Here is a 14665-nt window from a genome sequence, read left to right as displayed (position 1 = left end):
GGTATTACAACAGCCAGCTATGTACGTTGTGCGGTGCGCGCTTTTCCTGCAGGCCCTTAAAGCCCTTTACGCAGCGCACGATCAGCCATACTGCAAGTGCCAGCAGCAGCGGAAAGCCGATCAAGACCAGCGTCAGAAGAGTGGCAACCAGCGCGTACAGCAGCCCTATCCAGAAGGTGCGGATCTGATAGCGATAGTGCGCATCCAGCCAGTCCGGGCCGTCACCGCGATGGAGATAGGCGATGATCACGGCGATAATGGAGGTAAAGCCGACGACAAAGCTTGCCAGATACAGCGCATATACCACCGTTGCCAGGGTGGTGTCCGGCGAGCGAGGCGCTTGCCGTGCCCCCGCGTCTTCGCGATACACCGGTTGCCGGGTATCTTCATCCATGTGCCTACCTCGTCGTGTCTTGATCGTCTGCGTGCCGGCGTTGCTGGTCGTGTCCTGGCGTCTCGCCCGGCCTGTGCCGGCCATATTACCCCGGTGCGCGGCGCGGTGCATCGGCCCGGGGCGCCTAGGTTTTTTCTGCCTGCCGTACCGGGCGGGCAATTTCCAGCAGATTGCCGTCGGGATCGCGCAGATAAAGCGACTGGATAGGGCCGTTGGCGCCCTGGCGATCGACCGGGCCCAGTTCGACATCAATGCTCAAGGCGTCAAGGTGCTGGCGAAACGCCTCCAGCGGCAGCTGGCAGCGCAGGCACAGATCCAGACTGCCCGGCGTAGGCGTGGCCGAGGTGGGCGCGATATCGGTATCGGTCTGGTGCAGGCGCAGCGCGGTGTCGCCAAGCATCAGATCAACGCGCTGGGCGTCGCGATAGCGTACGTCAAGCCCCAGCACGCGGGAGTAGAAATCCACAGCGCGGGTCATGTCGGTGACGGTTACCACCAGATGGTCCAATCCTGAAAGCATGGCACTTTCCTTACGTCAAACGTCTTAAGGCGAAAACGGATGACGTCAAGAATACGCTGACGGGGTATGAAGACGCAAAAGCCGTGCCATGTGTGAGCGCGCAGAACGGCCACACCGGCGCGAAAAGGGCCCGGCAAGGCGCTGAGCCGGCTAAGGACTTTTGCATCCAATCATGATTTACTACGACGTTTTATTTTTCAAGGAGCAGGGTATGAAGCAAATGTGTAGCGTCAGGCAGGCGTTGACGCTGGTAGCGGCGGGGCTGGCCATGGCCGGTCTGCCGACTGCGGCCCGGGCGAGCGATGCCTTTAGCCTAACGATTGCCAACGACGGCACGGTCAGCACCGATGACGGCCACTATACCAGCGGCGTCACGCTGCGCTACGATTTTACACCAGCCCCCGAGCACTGGACCCAGCGGGTTGGACGGGCCTTGCCTGACGAACTGGTGCAGCGCACTCAGCGGGCCGAATATCGGCTGGCGCACCGCATTTACACGCCCAACGATATCGAGACATCCGCGCTGATCGAGCGTGATCGCCCCTATGCCGGGCTGATGCTGGGCGGCGTGTCGCTGTTTGATAGCCAGGCGACAGCGTACGGCCATACCGCCACAGACCTGCATTTGGATGTAGGGGTGGTTGGGCCGTCGTCGCTTGCCGACAGCATTCAGCAGGAAGTGCATCGCCTGGTCGGCAGTGATCGCCCCCAGGGCTGGGAGCATCAGCTCGACGACGAGGCCATTGTGAATCTGGGCCTGCGCCGCCAGTGGTGGCAAAAGGCGCCTTTTGCCGGCAAGCAGCTGGCGTCCGGCCCGCTGGTCACCGCGGCGCTGGGCAATTTGCGCACCCATGCCGGCATCGGCTATAGCGTGCGCTTTGGCGATGCCGCGCGCAGCATTCCCAGCCTGGCGCCCAGCCCGTCTAGCAGCGCCGGCTTTCTCAACGAAAGCGGCGTTAACTGGTATGCGTTTGCCGGGGTGGAAGGCTATTACGTGGCCCACAACCTGCTGCTTGACGGCAACACGTTTTCCAGCAGCCACTCCGTTGACCGGCGCGAATGGGTCGGCGACGTGACAGCCGGATTTGCTGTTGGCTGGGACGCATGGCAGATGCGTTTTGCCGCCGTTCAGCGCAGCCGGGAATTTCACGGGCAGCAAGATCCCGATCGCTTTGCTGCGCTGACGCTGAGGACAGCGCTCTAGCCAAGGCCAGGCGCTGTCGGCGGCAAGATCAGCCGATCTTGTCCTGGGTTTTGTGTTCAAAGTCGCTGGCGCTGTGGCGCTCAAGCAGCTGTTCGTGGGGCTCGCCGAAGGCGCGGTTCACCATGCAGCCGCGCTTGACGGCGTCGCGCTCGGCGATATCCCGGGCCCAGCGCATGACGTGCTGATAGTCATGGGTCTGGAGAAATTCCGCGGCGTCGTAAACGCGGCCCAGGGCCAGCTGGCCAAACCATGCCCAGCTGGCAATATCGGCAATGCTGTAGGCGTCGCCGTTGAGGTAGCGAGTTTCGGCCAGCCGCCGGTTGAGCACGTCCAAAAGGCGCTTGGTTTCCATGGTGTAGCGGTCGATGGGGTATTTCATCGCCTCCGGGGCGTAGGCGTAAAAGTGGCCAAAGCCGCCGCCTACAAAGGGTGCGCTGCCCATCTGCCAGAATAGCCAGCTGAGCGTTTCCGTGCGCGGCGCTACAGCCCGGGGCAGCAGGGCGTCGAACTGCTCGGCCAGATATAAAAGAATCGTGCCGGACTCAAACACCCGCTGGGGCTGGGCCTGGCCGTAATCGAACAGGGCCGGAATCTTGGCGTTGGGGTTGGCCTCGATAAAGCCGCTGCTGAACTGTTCGCCCTCGCCGATATCGATCCGCCAGGCGTCGTACTCGGCGTCGTGGCCCAGGGCCAAGAGCTCTTCGAACATGATGCTGGCCTTGACGCCGTTGGGCGTGGCCAGCGAATACAGTTGAAAGCGGTGTTCGCCCACGGGCAGCGCCTTGTCGTGGGTCGCCCCGGCAGTAGGACGGTTGGTGCCGGCAAACTTGCCGCCGTTATCGGTTTCCCACTGCCAGACACGCGGCAGGGTGTAGGATGTATCGTGCATTATGGTCTCCTTGCAGCGGCTCTGTATCGATCACAACGAGCGGTATCACAGCCTGCAGTATTACAACAGGGGAACCATTACGTCGGGCATCGTGTGATCGCGGTACGAAAGGCATAACATACGCGCGAAAAAGCCGCAAAAACATCGCCAGGCGTTTGCGCCGCCTTGATAAAGCCCGACCTTCGCTGCAGGATGAAAACGCCGGACGCCGTTTTCTCGCAGCGCTGACCTGGGCGCGAGAAGGCGGACGTCAATCGACGACTAACGCTGAGGAGTATCGCTATGGATCGTCACGCAAGCGCACACTGGGAAGGTGGACTGAAAGACGGCAAGGGCACGGTTTCAAGTGAAAGCGGCGTGCTCGACGCGCGCCCGTACAACTTCGGCCAGCGTTTCGCCGATGAAAAGGGCACCAACCCCGAAGAGCTGGTGGGGGCCGCCCACGCCAGCTGTTTCTCCATGGCGCTGTCGTTGGTGCTGGGCGAAGCTGGCTACACGCCGGACGCCGTTGACACCCGAGCCACGGTCACTATCCAGGAAAGCGACGACGGCTTTGAGATTCCGGCGGTTCACCTGGATGTGACGGCCACCGTGCCCGGCGCTGACGATGCGGCCTTCCAGAAGGCGGCTGAAGGCGCCAAAGCGGGCTGCCCGATTTCCAAGCTGTTCAACGCCAACATCACCATGAACGCCACGCTGAATAACGCCTGAGTGTGACGCGGTGCCGGCTGACGAGCCGGCTACACGTAAAGCCCTGATCGCCTCAGGGCTTTTTTGCGCCAGGCGATTGCGGCCCGCAGTACAATCCCCGGGTGCTGCCGTGCTAGTGTTTCACGCATTGGCTCATGCGGTTATGACCCATCTGCGTTCCGGCGACGGCCGTTGAACGCGACTATTCAGGAGAGACTGTGGATCTCGCAACGCTAATAGGACTGCTGGGGGCGGCCGTGCTGGTCAGCGCCTCGGTTATTATGGGCACCTCGCCCGAAGTGTTTCTCAACCCTACAGGGCTTTTGCTGGTGGTGGGCGGCACGCTGTTTGTGGTGCTGGCCAAATTCAGCATTACCCAGTTCAAGTTTGCCTTCAAGGCGGCGGCTCGGGCGTTCAAGTTTCAGCTGCCGAGCACCCAGGAGAGCATCGATGAGCTTATCGAGCTGTCAAAGCTCTCGCGTAAACAGGGGCTTTTGGTGCTGGAAAGCCAAGAGGTCAACTCGCCGTATCTGGCCAAAGGGCTGCAGATGCTGGCGGACGGCTTCAGCGCTGAGATGATAAAGGAGATGATGGCCAAGGAACGCCTTTTGACCCTGGAGCGCAACGAAGCCGGCGGGCGGGTGTTTTCCGCGTTTGCCGAGGTGGCGCCGGCCATGGGCATGATCGGCACGCTGGTAGGGCTGGTGCAGATGCTGGCCAACATGGACGATCCGTCAAAGATCGGCCCGGCCATGGCAGTGGCACTGTTAACCACGCTCTACGGGGCGATGATCGCCAACATGATTGCCAGTCCCATTGCCGACAAGCTGTGGCTGCGCATGAACCAGGAAGCCAAGATGCAGCAGCTGTGGATCGATGCGGTGTTGGCGATCAAGGGCGACAAAAACCCGCACGTGCTCGAGCAGATGCTGGCGCTTTATTTGCCCCCGGAAAGCCGCGCCCGTGACGAGGACGCCGAAGCCGCTGCCAACCCCACCGGAGGGCGGGGCTAGCCATGAGCAAAAAGCCGTCGATGGACATTCCGCAGTGGATGATTACCTATGCGGACCTGATGTCGCTGCTGCTGTGCTTTTTCGTGCTGCTGCTGTCGTTTTCCGAAATTGACGCGGAGAAATTCCGTCGCATTGCCGGCGAGCTGTCCCAGGCCTTCGGCGTGCAGCGTGACATTGAAGCCATGCAGATTCCCAAGGGTACCAGTGCCGCGCTGGACAAGTTTTCCCCGGCGGTGCCTGATCGCACCTTGCTGGATGAAATTCGCCAGCGCACCATGGAGGAGCGGCCGCAGCTTGAAGCCATGCGTCAGATGCTGGAAACCCATCACCGGGAACAAACGCAAGAGCTGGCGCAGCAGATCAAATCGCTGCTGGAGGCCTCGGGCAACAGCGATGTCACCCAGGTTGAGGTAGACGGCTTTCGGGTCGTGATCCGCATCGAAGAGAGGGGAACGTTCATGTCGGGCTCAGACCGAGTGACCGGCTCGTTTGCCACGCTGCTGGAAGACATGGCCGAAGTGTTTGCCGGGCTGCCGGGCAATATCGCGATTGGCGGGCATACTGACGACGTGCCCATCAATACCGAGCGCTTTCACAGCAACTGGGATCTTTCTGCCCTGCGCGCCGCCTCGGTGGCCAATATCTTGCAGAAAAACCGGGCGCTGTCGCGACAGCGCCTGGTCGTTCAGGGGTTTGCCTCCACGCGCCCGCGTGCGTCCAACGACACGGCCGCCGGCCGGGCGAAAAATCGGCGGGTAGAGATTACCATTGACCTCACCGAGGCAACCGAGGAGCGCGGTACCCAAGGGATTAACACGCTTGGTGAAGCGTCTTCCGCCCCGGCCGAATCGTAGCGGCAAAGCCGAAGCAATAACGTTGAATCAGGGCGTACGCTGCTGTCTGTGAAGCGAGACAACACCGCTCGCCGGCTTTATATATCCGCCAGCTGCCAGACATCAAAGGCCGGCTCTTCGTACGGGTGGGCAAGCCTGAGTGCCGCGACGGCGGCGTGGATAGCGTCGTCGGCGCACACCAGCTCTATTTTGAGCTCCTCGACGTGGGTTAGCGCATCAACGCGGCCGATGTGCGGCTCGGCGCCGGCCAGCGGGCGAAACTGCCCGGTGCCCCGGGTTTGAAAGCAGCACGCCTCGTAGTGGCCCAAACGCCCCGCGCCGGTTTCAAACACCGCTTCCTTGACGCTTTCTGCCGCGTCGACGGGCACATAAAACGCCAGCTTGTACATATCGCCTCCCGGCATGGTTGAGCAATGACGACTATCTTGCCAAAAAAGCGGGGAGAAAAGCGACGCCTGTCACGCCCGGCCGCGGATAAAAATACCGCGGGCCACTTGCGATTTCGGCGTCGAGCACAAGGAGAGCACCATGGAAAGCGGACTGCGCGCCCTGCTGGAAGAGCAGGGACTTGCCGCCGATGAAGCATCCATTCGCCTGATCAGCGCCGCGGACAGCAACGCCGTGTACCGGCTGACGACCGCGGAAGGCGACGTTATCGCCAAGCGCGATGCGCCCGAGCGGCTGGAAGGTGAAGCCGAGGGCCTGGCTGCGCTGGCCCGGGCGCAAAGCGGGCTGGTGGTGCCCGAGGTGCTGGGCTGCGGACACGGCTGGCTGTTGACCGAGGCGCTGGAAACCGCCGCCAGCGGTGACGCTGCTGCGCTGGGCACGGGCCTGCGGCGTCTGCATCAGACGCCTCGGCAGCAGCACGGCTGGCATCGCGACAACGCCTGCGGGCAAACGCCTCAGCCCAACGCTTCGCTGCCGGACGGCCGCGCTTTTCAGCGTGACCGGCGCCTGCTGCCGTTGGTGGACGCATGCACCCGGCAGGGCCTGCTGGACCAGGCAACAGCGGATCGCCTGCGCCGCCAGGCAAACGCGCTGGAAGACTGGCTGGCACCGGCGGCTCCCCGGCTGATACACGGTGACCTGTGGGCGGGCAACGTGCTGTATACGCCTTGTGGCCCTGGCGTGATTGACCCGGCGGTATACGCCCACTACCCGGAAGTGGATATTGCCATGCTGACGCTGTTCGGTGCGCCCGGCCCGGCCTTTTTCGAAGCGTACTGGCAAGGCAGTGCGCCGGACGACTGGCCGCGGCGGGAAGCGCTGTTTCAGCTTTATCCGCTGCTCAATCACCTGCTGCTGTTCGGTGCCGGGTATCTCGGCGGCGTACGCCGTGCGCTTTCCCGTCTGGAGTGCGCCGGCTAGCGGCGGGGCCGGGTATCGCTGCGTAAAAGCGCTGTGCTTGCCATGCTAACATGCGATAATGTATGTAAATTCCGGCTCAAAGCCGATCTGTAACCATCATGTAACGAGGAAGACGCCATGCTGCGACAGCCCCTCTCTTCTGTTCTGGTTTCGGTGCGTCGCGCGCTGTTGCCTTCGTTAGTGGCGGCGGCCTGGGCAACGCCTGCCCTGTCGGCGGATCTGCTGACCATTGCCCAGGACGCGCTGGACAATAACGCAGCGTTAGGGGCCGCCCAGGCCACCACCCGGAGTACCCGAGCCGCTCGGGACGCCGAGCAGGGCAATCTGCTGCCGCAGCTCAGCGCCCAGGGCAACGCTGCCCATAGCGAGCAGTTCGAGCGTCAAGAGCAGAGCCGGCGCCGGCCCGGAACGGCCGGCACCGGGGCCGCCGTAGACGACAGCATCAACAGCGTAAGCCTTAGCCTGGAAGCCACCCAGGCGCTGTTTGATGCCATCAACAGCCGCGAGGTGGAAAGAGCCGAGCGTCAAGTCAATCAGCAGCTTTACCAGCTGGCCGCCACCGAGCAGGAAGTGCTGATTAACGTGGCCTCGGCCTATTTTGAGATCCTGCGCGCCTACGAAATCCTGGAAGCCCGCCGCGCCCAGGAGCGCGCCATCGGCCGCCAGCTGGAGCAGGCCCAGGAGCAGTTTGACGTTGGCCTGATCGCCATTACCGAAGTTGAAGAGGCCCAGGCCCGCTTTGACCAGTCCCGGGCCGAGCGTATCGCCGCGCAAAGCGATCTGCAGGTGCGTTTTGAAGCCCTGGAGCGTTTGACCGGCAAGCGCTACGCAAGCATTGAAGCGCTGCAGGACGACGTGCCCATTCAGGCGCCGACTCCGGCCGACCGCCAGCACTGGGTTGAGCTGGCCGTGGAAAAAAATCCCCGAGTACTGGCCAGCCAGGCCGGCGTTGAAGTCAGCCAAAGCGACGTAGCCATTGCCCGTGCCAACCGCTTGCCGACGGTCAACGCTTTTGCCAACTATAACTACGACGATAACGACGCCGACGGCGTGGAAGGGCACAGCGCCGAAGGCCGGGTCGGTGTGCAGTTTAGCCTGCCGCTTTACACCGGCGGCACCACCACGGCCAGAATCCGCCAGAACACCTACCGGCTGGAATCCACGCAGTATGACTTTGAAGACCAGCGCCGCGAAGCCGTCCAGCAGGTGCGTTCGCGCTATACCCAGGTGAGCAATAACGTCTCCACGGTAGAGGCGCGCCGCCAGGCCATTGTGTCCAACCAAAGTGCGCTGGACGCTACGCGGGCCGGCTATGAAGTGGGCACGCGCAACATTGTGGACGTGCTCAACGCCGAGCAGAATCTGTATAACGCCATGGCGGACTACGCCAGCGCCCGCTATGACTACGTGATCAACCTGCTGACCCTGCGCCAGCGCTCCGGCGTGCTCGACGTCGATGCGCTGAACGAGGTGAACGGCTGGCTGGGCAAAGACAGCGTCAGCTTCACGCTGCCCGAAGAGAACGCGGATAGCGTCACCCGCATCGGCAAGCGGCCTACGCGCACGCCCTGAGCGATCCACGTGCCACCGGGCAACCCCGGCGGCACGTGTATTTACATTCAACCATGTATGGTTGTAGGCTTCGCCCATTCTGTCAGGGCGTTAACGGATACAAGGACATCATGAAAACATCGTTGAGTAGCGTGGGCCGTACGGCACTCGCCGTGGCGGCCAGCGTATTGCTGGCCGCCTGCGGTAGTGAAGAGCCGTCGGAAAATGGCCAGCAGCAGGGCAGCCAGCAGCAACCCCGGCCGGTGGAAGTCACAACGCTTGAGCGTCAAGACATCGCGCTGGATAAATCCTATCCGTCGCTTCTGCGCAGTGACGATGCCGTTACGCTGGTGGCCCGGGTCAGCGGCACGCTGGAAGACAAGCTCTTTGAGCCCGGCGAAATGGTAGAAAAAGGCGCAACGCTGTACCAGATCGAGCCGGACCGCTATCAGGCAGCGGTCAACCAGCGCGAGGCAGACCTGCAAAGCGCCCGGGCCACGCTTGCACGCGCCCAGCGCGACGCCGAGCGCTTTGAACGCCTGCTCAGCCAGAATTCGGTAAGCCGCCAGCAGTACGATCAGGCCCTGGCCGACCGGCGCGTTGCCCAGGCAAGCGTAGCCCAGGCGTCCGCGGCGCTGGAAAGCGCGCAGATCGATTTGGACTACGCAGACGTTCAGGCACCGGTATCCGGCATGATCAGCCTGAGCCGGATCAACGTTGGCAACCTGGTCAACCCGGGTACTGAACTTGCCACCATCACCCCGCTTGATCCGCTGGAGGTGCGCTTTCAGCTGCCCCAGCGCGACGCCTTTGAGCTGCGCCGCCAGCTACAAGACGGCATGGTGATTGAAGATATCGGTGCGCGCCTTGAACTGCCCGGCAGCGCCAGTGCGCTGACCGGCAAGCTGGACTTTCTCGGCGCTACCGTCGACGAGGCCACCAGCACCGTGCAGGCCAACGCCAACTTTGCCAACCCTGACGCCCGGGTGCTGCCCGGCCAGTACGTGCGCGTATACCTGGAAGGGCTAAAGCGCTTTGACGTACTGGCGGTGCCGGAAATTGCCCTGACCCAGGGCCTGATGGGCCCGCAGGTCTTCGTGCTCGACGACGATAACGCCGCTCGGGCGCGCACCGTTGAGCTGGGCGAGCTGGCCGGCCCCTGGCAGGTGTTAAACGGCGGCGTGGAGGCCGGTGATCGCGTGATCGTCGGCGATCCGGCCGGCATCACGCCGGGTACGCCGATCAAGCCCCAGCCGTTTGACGGCGATGCAGCGGCGCTGATGCAAGCGTCAAAAGCGCAGCAGCAGGCCCAGGGCCAGCAGGCACAGGGTAACGGTGCCAGCACCGATGGCACATCGTCAGAGGCCGCGTCGGGTGGCGAGGACGCGTCGTAATGAATTTTTCCAACTTTTTCATCAAGCGGCCGATTTTTGCCACGGTCATCGCCATTATTCTCACCGTTGTCGGCATAATGAGCATGCGGGTGCTGCCGATCGAGCAGTACCCAAGCATTGTGCCGCCCACGGTATCGGTCAGCGCGCAGTTTCCCGGCGCCGACGCCGAAACGGTAGCGCAAACCGTCGCCGCGCCGCTGGCCGAGTCGATCAACGGCGTCGAGGACATGCTCTACATGACCTCGACCAGTGCGGACAACGGCTCAATGAGCCTGTCGATCGCCTTTGACATCGGCACCGACGGTGATATCAACACCATCAACGTCAACAACCGCGTGCAGGGGGCGCTGTCGCAGCTGCCTGAAGCGGTGCAGGATCAGGGCGTTACCGTAGAGCTGCGCTCAAGCTCGATTCTGATGCTGGTCTCGCTGATTTCCCCCCAGGGCGACTACGACCGGGTCTATCTGCAAAACTACGCAACGCTGAATATCCTCGACGAGCTTCGCCAGGTGCCCGGCGTGGGCGAGGCCGAAGTGCTGGGCGGCGGCGAGTTCGCCATGCGCGTATGGATGAACCCCAACAAGCTGGCGCAGTATGATCTGACGCCGGCGGAAGTCGCCTCGGCCATTCGCGCCCAGAATACCGAGGTGCCGGCGGGCAGCCTGGCGGCCACGCCGCAGAGCGAGCCGCGGGCGTTCACCTACACCATTACCGCCGGCGGGCGACTGAACAATGTAGATGATTTTCGCAACATCGCCCTGCGCACCAACCCTGACGGCTCATCGCTGACCCTTGACGATGTGGCGCGTATTGAGCTGGGAGCGTCGTTTTACGGCGTCGAGGCGCGCCTTAACGGCGGCACGATGGCGCCGATTATCATCAACCAGCAGCCCGGTGCCAACGCCCTGGAAACCTCAGGGGCGGTCAAAAGCACCATGGAGGAGCTCAAAAAGCGCTTCCCCGAAGGGCTTGACTACGTGGTGCCCTACGATACAACGCTGTTTATCGATGCCTCGGTGGAAACCGTGGTGCACACCTTTATCGAAGCCTTCCTCATCGTTGGCGTGATTCTGTTTATTTTCCTGCAGAACTGGCGCTTTACGGTGATCGCCATGTCGGTGGTGCCGGTTTCGGTGCTTGCGACCTTTGCCGGTTTTTATATTTTCGGCTTTTCCATCAACCTGCTGACGCTGTTTGCGCTGGTGCTCTCGATCGGCATCGTGGTGGACGACGCCATACTCGTGGTGGAAAACGTCGAGCGGGTGCTTGGCGAGGAGGACCTGACCGTGCGTCAGGCCACCGTGCGCGCGATGCAGGAAGTCGGCGGGCCCATCATTGCCACTTCGCTGATCATGGCGGCGGTGTTTGTGCCGGTGGCTTTCCTTGGCGGCTTTACCGGGCAGATCTATCAGCAGTTCGCGTTGACCGTGGCCATTTCGGTGATGTTCTCGGCGCTGATGGCGCTGACGTTTACCCCGGCGCTGTCGGCGATTTTCATCAAGCGCAAATCAGACGGTGAAGAGTCCAAGCTAAATCGCGCGCTGCACACGCCGCTGCGGCTTTTTGATCGGCTCTTTGCCGGCATTACCGCGGTGTACATGGCAGTGGTCAAGGTACTGGTGCGCTTTTGGGGGCTGGCGCTGCTGCTGACGGTGCTCGTCGGCGGTGCTACCTGGTGGCTGTATGAAAGCACGCCCGCCTCGCTGGTGCCGGAGACCGACCAGGGCATCGTGCTGGCCAGCGTCTCGCTGCCGGATTCGGCGTCGCTGGCGCGCACCCGGGACTATATGTCACGGCTTTCCGAGCGTATCGAGGCGATTCCCGGCGTGGAATATTCCTCGGCGGTAGCCGGCTACGACATGCTCTCAAGCGCGGTCAACACCGCACGCGGCATCATGTTTATCAACATGGTGGACTGGGCCGAGCGTGACCTGACGGCAGAGCAGCTGGTCGGCAAAATCATGCAGCTGGGCGCCGAGGTAGAAGGCGGCACGGCCAGGGCGTTTAACGTGCCGCCGATTATCGGGCTGTCGACGACCGGGGGCTTTACCGGCTATCTCCAATCGTTTGGCGGTGCGTCGTCCAAGGAGCTTTATGAAGCTTCAATGAAGGTGATGCAGGCGGCCAACCAGCATCCGGGGCTAAGCCAGGTCTTTACTACCTTTAGCGTTAACGTGCCGGGCTATCGCGCCGAGATCGACCAGCAAAAAGCGCTGAGCTACGGGGTATCGCTGCCGGCGCTGCACTCCACGCTGTCGAATACGTTCGGCAATGGGTTTGTCAACTATTTCAGCTACCAGAACCGTAACTTCCAGGTGTATCTGCAAAACGAAGACGAGTTTCGCAAGACACCGGACGATATCAACAACGTCTACGTGCGCGGCGGCAACGGTGAGCGTATTCCGCTGGCCGAGTTTGTAACGCTGAAGCGTCAGGTCAAACCGTCAGTGGTGTCACGCTTTGGCGTGTACCTGGGCGCGCAGTTCCAGGGCCAGCCGGCAGAGGGCTACAGCTCCACGCAGGCCATCGACACCATGGAACAGATCGTTCAGGAAACGCTGGGCGACGGCTGGGGCATGGGCTGGACCGGTACGGCCTATCAGGAATCGACCCAGGGCAGCGCGGCGGCTCTTGCCATCGTCTTTGGCATGCTCATGGTGTTTTTGATCCTGGCGGCCCAGTACGAGAGCTGGTCGCTGCCGCTGGCGGTGCTGACCGCGACGCCCTTTGCCCTGTTTGGCGGCATCGGCGGCATTGCCCTGCGCGGGCTGGACAGCAGCGTGTACGTGGAAATCGGCATGCTGGTGGTGGTTGGCCTGGCGGCGAAAAACGCGATCTTGATCGTGGAATTCGCCGAGCTGCAGCGCAAGGAGCTGGGCAAATCCATTCGCGAAGCCGCGATCATCGCCGCTGAGCTGCGTTTTCGCCCCATCGTCATGACGTCCTTCGCGTTTATTCTGGGTACGCTGCCGCTGGCGCTGGCGACCGGGGCAAGTGATACCAGCAGCCACCATATCGGCACTACGGTGTCGGTGGGCATGGCAACGGTTGCCATTGTGTCAAGCTGCTTTGTACCGACCTTTTACGCCATGATTGCCAGAGTGGCCGACTGGATGCACCGCAAACGCGGCGCCCAGTCGCACGACCACGCGGAACAAAACGGCAATGCGTCAGCGTAACGGCTGAAGGGCTACCCGGCGTAAACGGACCGGGTGTTGCAGCAAGAAAGAGCACCGGCTATATGGCCGGTGCTTTTTATGGTATGAGTGGAATAAAGCAGGCTAAGGTGTATCGCCGATTCGCGGCCTATGCTGACGGGGCCTGTCGCGGCAGGGACAGCCGAGTGCTGAGAAAGCGGCCAGGCGATGGGGATCCGCCAAGCGATGGAAAGAGGGGGTAAGGAATGGAAGGGGGTAGCGCACTGTTTATCAGCTTTCCGATGGTGCTGTTCACCTTGCTGGTGGTGGTATTGGGGCTTTATTGGCTGCTCGTCGCTGTGCGGTTGGCACCGCTTGAGCTGTTTGAGCGCGACAGCCTGGGATACGAACATACTGCCAGCACGCTGGTATCGCTGGGATTTGGCGGGGTGCCGGCCACTTTTGCGCTTAGCGTGCTGATTCTGCTGGCCGGACTGGTGACGCTGGCCGTGGAATTTTTGCTGCTTAGCCGGCTGTCGCTGGGACTTTTTCGCATACCCGTGGGCATCGCCGTGCTGTGGGGCGCCTTTGCGCTGGTATCACCGCTGGCCGCGCGCCTGTGCCACAGGGTTCATCGCTGGTTCCACGGTCAGCGTCGTACGCTGCTGGGAGAGGTTGTAAAAGTCATCGATGAGCCGGATGCCGATGGCTGGGCCGGCGCCGTTTTGCTCAGTGACCCGGGCTGTGAGGTGCGCCTGCACGGCAAGCCGCAAAGTGATGCGGCCGCAAATGCAGGCGAGCATCGCGTGCTGGTGAAGTTTCTCCCCGGGGAAAACGCCTATCGCAGCGTGTCCCAAAGTGCCTACTGCAGCGCGCGGGTTCATGCCAAGCGCCTGCTGCTTAGGCGCAAGGCGCGCTAGCACGCTGTGTGCTAGCCGGTGGCCGGCGGGGCAGGGGCGTGCTGCATGAGCGCAAGCTGTGTTTCGACCAGGCGCGCGCCTTCACGATAGATGGAGTAGCGTTCGTGGTTGCGCAGCCAGTCGTGAAACAGCCCGGCCAGCATGGCCTGCATCAGCTGGGCGGCAATGTCCGCAGCCAGGCACGGCCGCAGCTGGTTGAGCGTCTCGGCCATATGAAAGTACTTGCTCAGCGCACCGCAGGTTTCTGCGGCCATCTCGTTTTGCATGGTGAGCGGGTCAATATCGCCAAAGGTCTCGCAGTGGTGCAGCAAAATGGCGTGTACGCGCCGGTAGCGGGGCTGTTCCAGATGGATAAAGCCGCTCAGGCAGGCCAGCCGCACCGCTTCCAGCGGCTGCTGGTCGACGGTTGTATCATCGAGCTTGTCTACGAGTTCTTCAAACGGCAGCCGCACGCGCTGGAGCATGGCATGGAACAGGTCGGCCTTGTTCTTGAAGTGCCAGTATACGGCCCCCCGGGTCATGCCTGCGTGACGGGCAATCTGGTCAAGCGAAGTGCGGGCAACGCCGTGCGCCATGAACATGTCTTCGGCCGCATCCAGCAGCGCTTCCCGCGTGGCGGCCGCTTCGGCTTTGGTTTTTCGGGCCATGAGTAAGCAACCTGAGCAATAAAGACAGCCGCCGTAGTTTACCCGATTGCCGGCTGTTTTACATTCAAAAGTGTATGGATGGCG

The 14665-nt window shown here is 62.2% G+C and carries 14 protein-coding genes; 9 read left to right on the top strand and 5 right to left on the bottom strand.

Annotated features, from left to right (window positions below; genetic code table 11):
- Window positions 1-4: 4 nt before the first annotated feature.
- Both ACZ415_RS01050 and ACZ415_RS01045 read right to left on the bottom strand, forming a co-directional pair.
- Window positions 5-394, bottom strand: coding sequence for a DUF4870 family protein (locus ACZ415_RS01050; RefSeq protein WP_344702681.1), 390 nt, complete (start codon window positions 392-394; stop codon window positions 5-7).
- 124 nt (window positions 395-518) lie between these two features.
- Window positions 519-914, bottom strand: a complete 396-nt coding sequence (locus ACZ415_RS01045) for a VOC family protein (protein WP_344702683.1) — start codon at window positions 912-914, stop codon at window positions 519-521.
- 211 nt (window positions 915-1125) lie between these two features.
- On the opposite strand from ACZ415_RS01045, the gene ACZ415_RS01040 reads away from it, so the two are divergent.
- A complete protein-coding gene (locus ACZ415_RS01040) occupies window positions 1126-2118 on the top strand; it encodes a lipid A deacylase LpxR family protein (RefSeq protein WP_344702685.1) in 993 nt (330 codons plus the stop codon).
- A gap of 28 nt (window positions 2119-2146) precedes the next feature.
- Here ACZ415_RS01040 and yghU read toward each other — a convergent pair whose 3' ends face one another.
- A complete protein-coding gene (yghU, locus tag ACZ415_RS01035; protein WP_344702688.1) occupies window positions 2147-3007 on the bottom strand; it encodes a glutathione-dependent disulfide-bond oxidoreductase in 861 nt (286 codons plus the stop codon).
- A 282-nt stretch (window positions 3008-3289) separates the two neighbouring features.
- On the opposite strand from yghU, the gene ACZ415_RS01030 reads away from it, so the two are divergent.
- The 3 genes from ACZ415_RS01030 to ACZ415_RS01020 all read left to right on the top strand — a co-directional run bounded on the left by ACZ415_RS01030 (window position 3290) and on the right by ACZ415_RS01020 (window position 5564).
- Complete coding sequence (locus ACZ415_RS01030) at window positions 3290-3718, top strand: OsmC family protein (protein ID WP_344702690.1); 429 nt, start codon at window positions 3290-3292, stop codon at window positions 3716-3718.
- A gap of 197 nt (window positions 3719-3915) precedes the next feature.
- On the top strand, window positions 3916-4710 hold the full coding sequence (locus ACZ415_RS01025) for a MotA/TolQ/ExbB proton channel family protein (protein ID WP_344702694.1): 795 nt from the start codon (window positions 3916-3918) through the stop codon (window positions 4708-4710).
- A gap of 2 nt (window positions 4711-4712) precedes the next feature.
- A complete protein-coding gene (locus ACZ415_RS01020) occupies window positions 4713-5564 on the top strand; it encodes a flagellar motor protein MotB (RefSeq protein WP_344702696.1) in 852 nt (283 codons plus the stop codon).
- A gap of 77 nt (window positions 5565-5641) precedes the next feature.
- Here ACZ415_RS01020 and ACZ415_RS01015 read toward each other — a convergent pair whose 3' ends face one another.
- Entirely contained in the window at window positions 5642-5953 is a 312-nt protein-coding gene (locus tag ACZ415_RS01015; protein ID WP_344702698.1) for a YqfO family protein, read from the bottom strand.
- A gap of 139 nt (window positions 5954-6092) precedes the next feature.
- Here ACZ415_RS01015 and ACZ415_RS01010 point away from each other — a divergent pair, with 139 nt between their 5' ends.
- The 5 genes from ACZ415_RS01010 (at window position 6093) to ACZ415_RS00990 (ending at window position 13934) form a co-directional block, all read left to right on the top strand.
- A complete protein-coding gene (locus ACZ415_RS01010) occupies window positions 6093-6932 on the top strand; it encodes a fructosamine kinase family protein (protein ID WP_344702700.1) in 840 nt (279 codons plus the stop codon).
- Window positions 6933-7049: 117 nt separating this feature from the next.
- Window positions 7050-8504 carry a TolC family outer membrane protein gene (locus ACZ415_RS01005; protein ID WP_344702702.1) on the top strand — a complete coding sequence of 485 codons (1455 nt, stop codon included), beginning with the start codon at window positions 7050-7052 and terminating at the stop codon, window positions 8502-8504.
- A 110-nt stretch (window positions 8505-8614) separates the two neighbouring features.
- Window positions 8615-9877, top strand: coding sequence for an efflux RND transporter periplasmic adaptor subunit (locus ACZ415_RS01000; RefSeq protein ID WP_344702703.1), 1263 nt, complete (start codon window positions 8615-8617; stop codon window positions 9875-9877).
- On the top strand, window positions 9877-13056 hold the full coding sequence (locus ACZ415_RS00995; RefSeq protein ID WP_344702705.1) for an efflux RND transporter permease subunit: 3180 nt from the start codon (window positions 9877-9879) through the stop codon (window positions 13054-13056). The genes ACZ415_RS01000 and ACZ415_RS00995 overlap by 1 nt, the downstream gene beginning before the upstream one ends.
- A gap of 224 nt (window positions 13057-13280) precedes the next feature.
- Window positions 13281-13934 (top strand): hypothetical protein, encoded by a 654-nt coding sequence (locus ACZ415_RS00990; RefSeq protein ID WP_344702707.1) that lies wholly within the window; start codon window positions 13281-13283, stop codon window positions 13932-13934.
- A gap of 11 nt (window positions 13935-13945) precedes the next feature.
- Here the strand turns inward: ACZ415_RS00990 and ACZ415_RS00985 are convergent, their stop codons facing one another.
- Window positions 13946-14581: a TetR family transcriptional regulator gene (locus tag ACZ415_RS00985; RefSeq protein ID WP_344702709.1), complete on the bottom strand. Its 636-nt coding sequence runs from the start codon at window positions 14579-14581 to the stop codon at window positions 13946-13948.
- Window positions 14582-14665: the final 84 nt, after the last annotated feature.

It is taken from the genome of Halomonas cibimaris (genome assembly GCF_055379665.1).
The sequence above is the reverse complement of the archived record's forward strand: the minus strand, read 5'-3'. Positions and strand labels throughout refer to the sequence as shown.

Excerpts from the sequence above, each read along its gene's own strand:
- ACZ415_RS01015 (WP_344702698.1), bottom strand. The coding sequence starts at position 5,953 with ATGTACAAGCTGGCGTTTTATGTGCCCGTCGACGCGGCAGAAAGCGTC.
- ACZ415_RS01005 (WP_344702702.1), top strand. The coding sequence starts at position 7,050 with ATGCTGCGACAGCCCCTCTCTTCTGTTCTGGTTTCGGTGCGTCGCGCG.
- ACZ415_RS01000 (WP_344702703.1), top strand. The coding sequence starts at position 8,615 with ATGAAAACATCGTTGAGTAGCGTGGGCCGTACGGCACTCGCCGTGGCG.
- yghU (WP_344702688.1), bottom strand. The coding sequence starts at position 3,007 with ATGCACGATACATCCTACACCCTGCCGCGTGTCTGGCAGTGGGAAACC.
- ACZ415_RS01045 (WP_344702683.1), bottom strand. The coding sequence starts at position 914 with ATGCTTTCAGGATTGGACCATCTGGTGGTAACCGTCACCGACATGACC.
- ACZ415_RS01040 (WP_344702685.1), top strand. The coding sequence starts at position 1,126 with ATGAAGCAAATGTGTAGCGTCAGGCAGGCGTTGACGCTGGTAGCGGCG.
- ACZ415_RS01050 (WP_344702681.1), bottom strand. The coding sequence starts at position 394 with ATGGATGAAGATACCCGGCAACCGGTGTATCGCGAAGACGCGGGGGCA.
- ACZ415_RS00990 (WP_344702707.1), top strand. The coding sequence starts at position 13,281 with ATGGAAGGGGGTAGCGCACTGTTTATCAGCTTTCCGATGGTGCTGTTC.
- ACZ415_RS01030 (WP_344702690.1), top strand. The coding sequence starts at position 3,290 with ATGGATCGTCACGCAAGCGCACACTGGGAAGGTGGACTGAAAGACGGC.
- ACZ415_RS01020 (WP_344702696.1), top strand. The coding sequence starts at position 4,713 with ATGAGCAAAAAGCCGTCGATGGACATTCCGCAGTGGATGATTACCTAT.
- ACZ415_RS01010 (WP_344702700.1), top strand. The coding sequence starts at position 6,093 with ATGGAAAGCGGACTGCGCGCCCTGCTGGAAGAGCAGGGACTTGCCGCC.
- ACZ415_RS00985 (WP_344702709.1), bottom strand. The coding sequence starts at position 14,581 with ATGGCCCGAAAAACCAAAGCCGAAGCGGCCGCCACGCGGGAAGCGCTG.
- ACZ415_RS00995 (WP_344702705.1), top strand. The coding sequence starts at position 9,877 with ATGAATTTTTCCAACTTTTTCATCAAGCGGCCGATTTTTGCCACGGTC.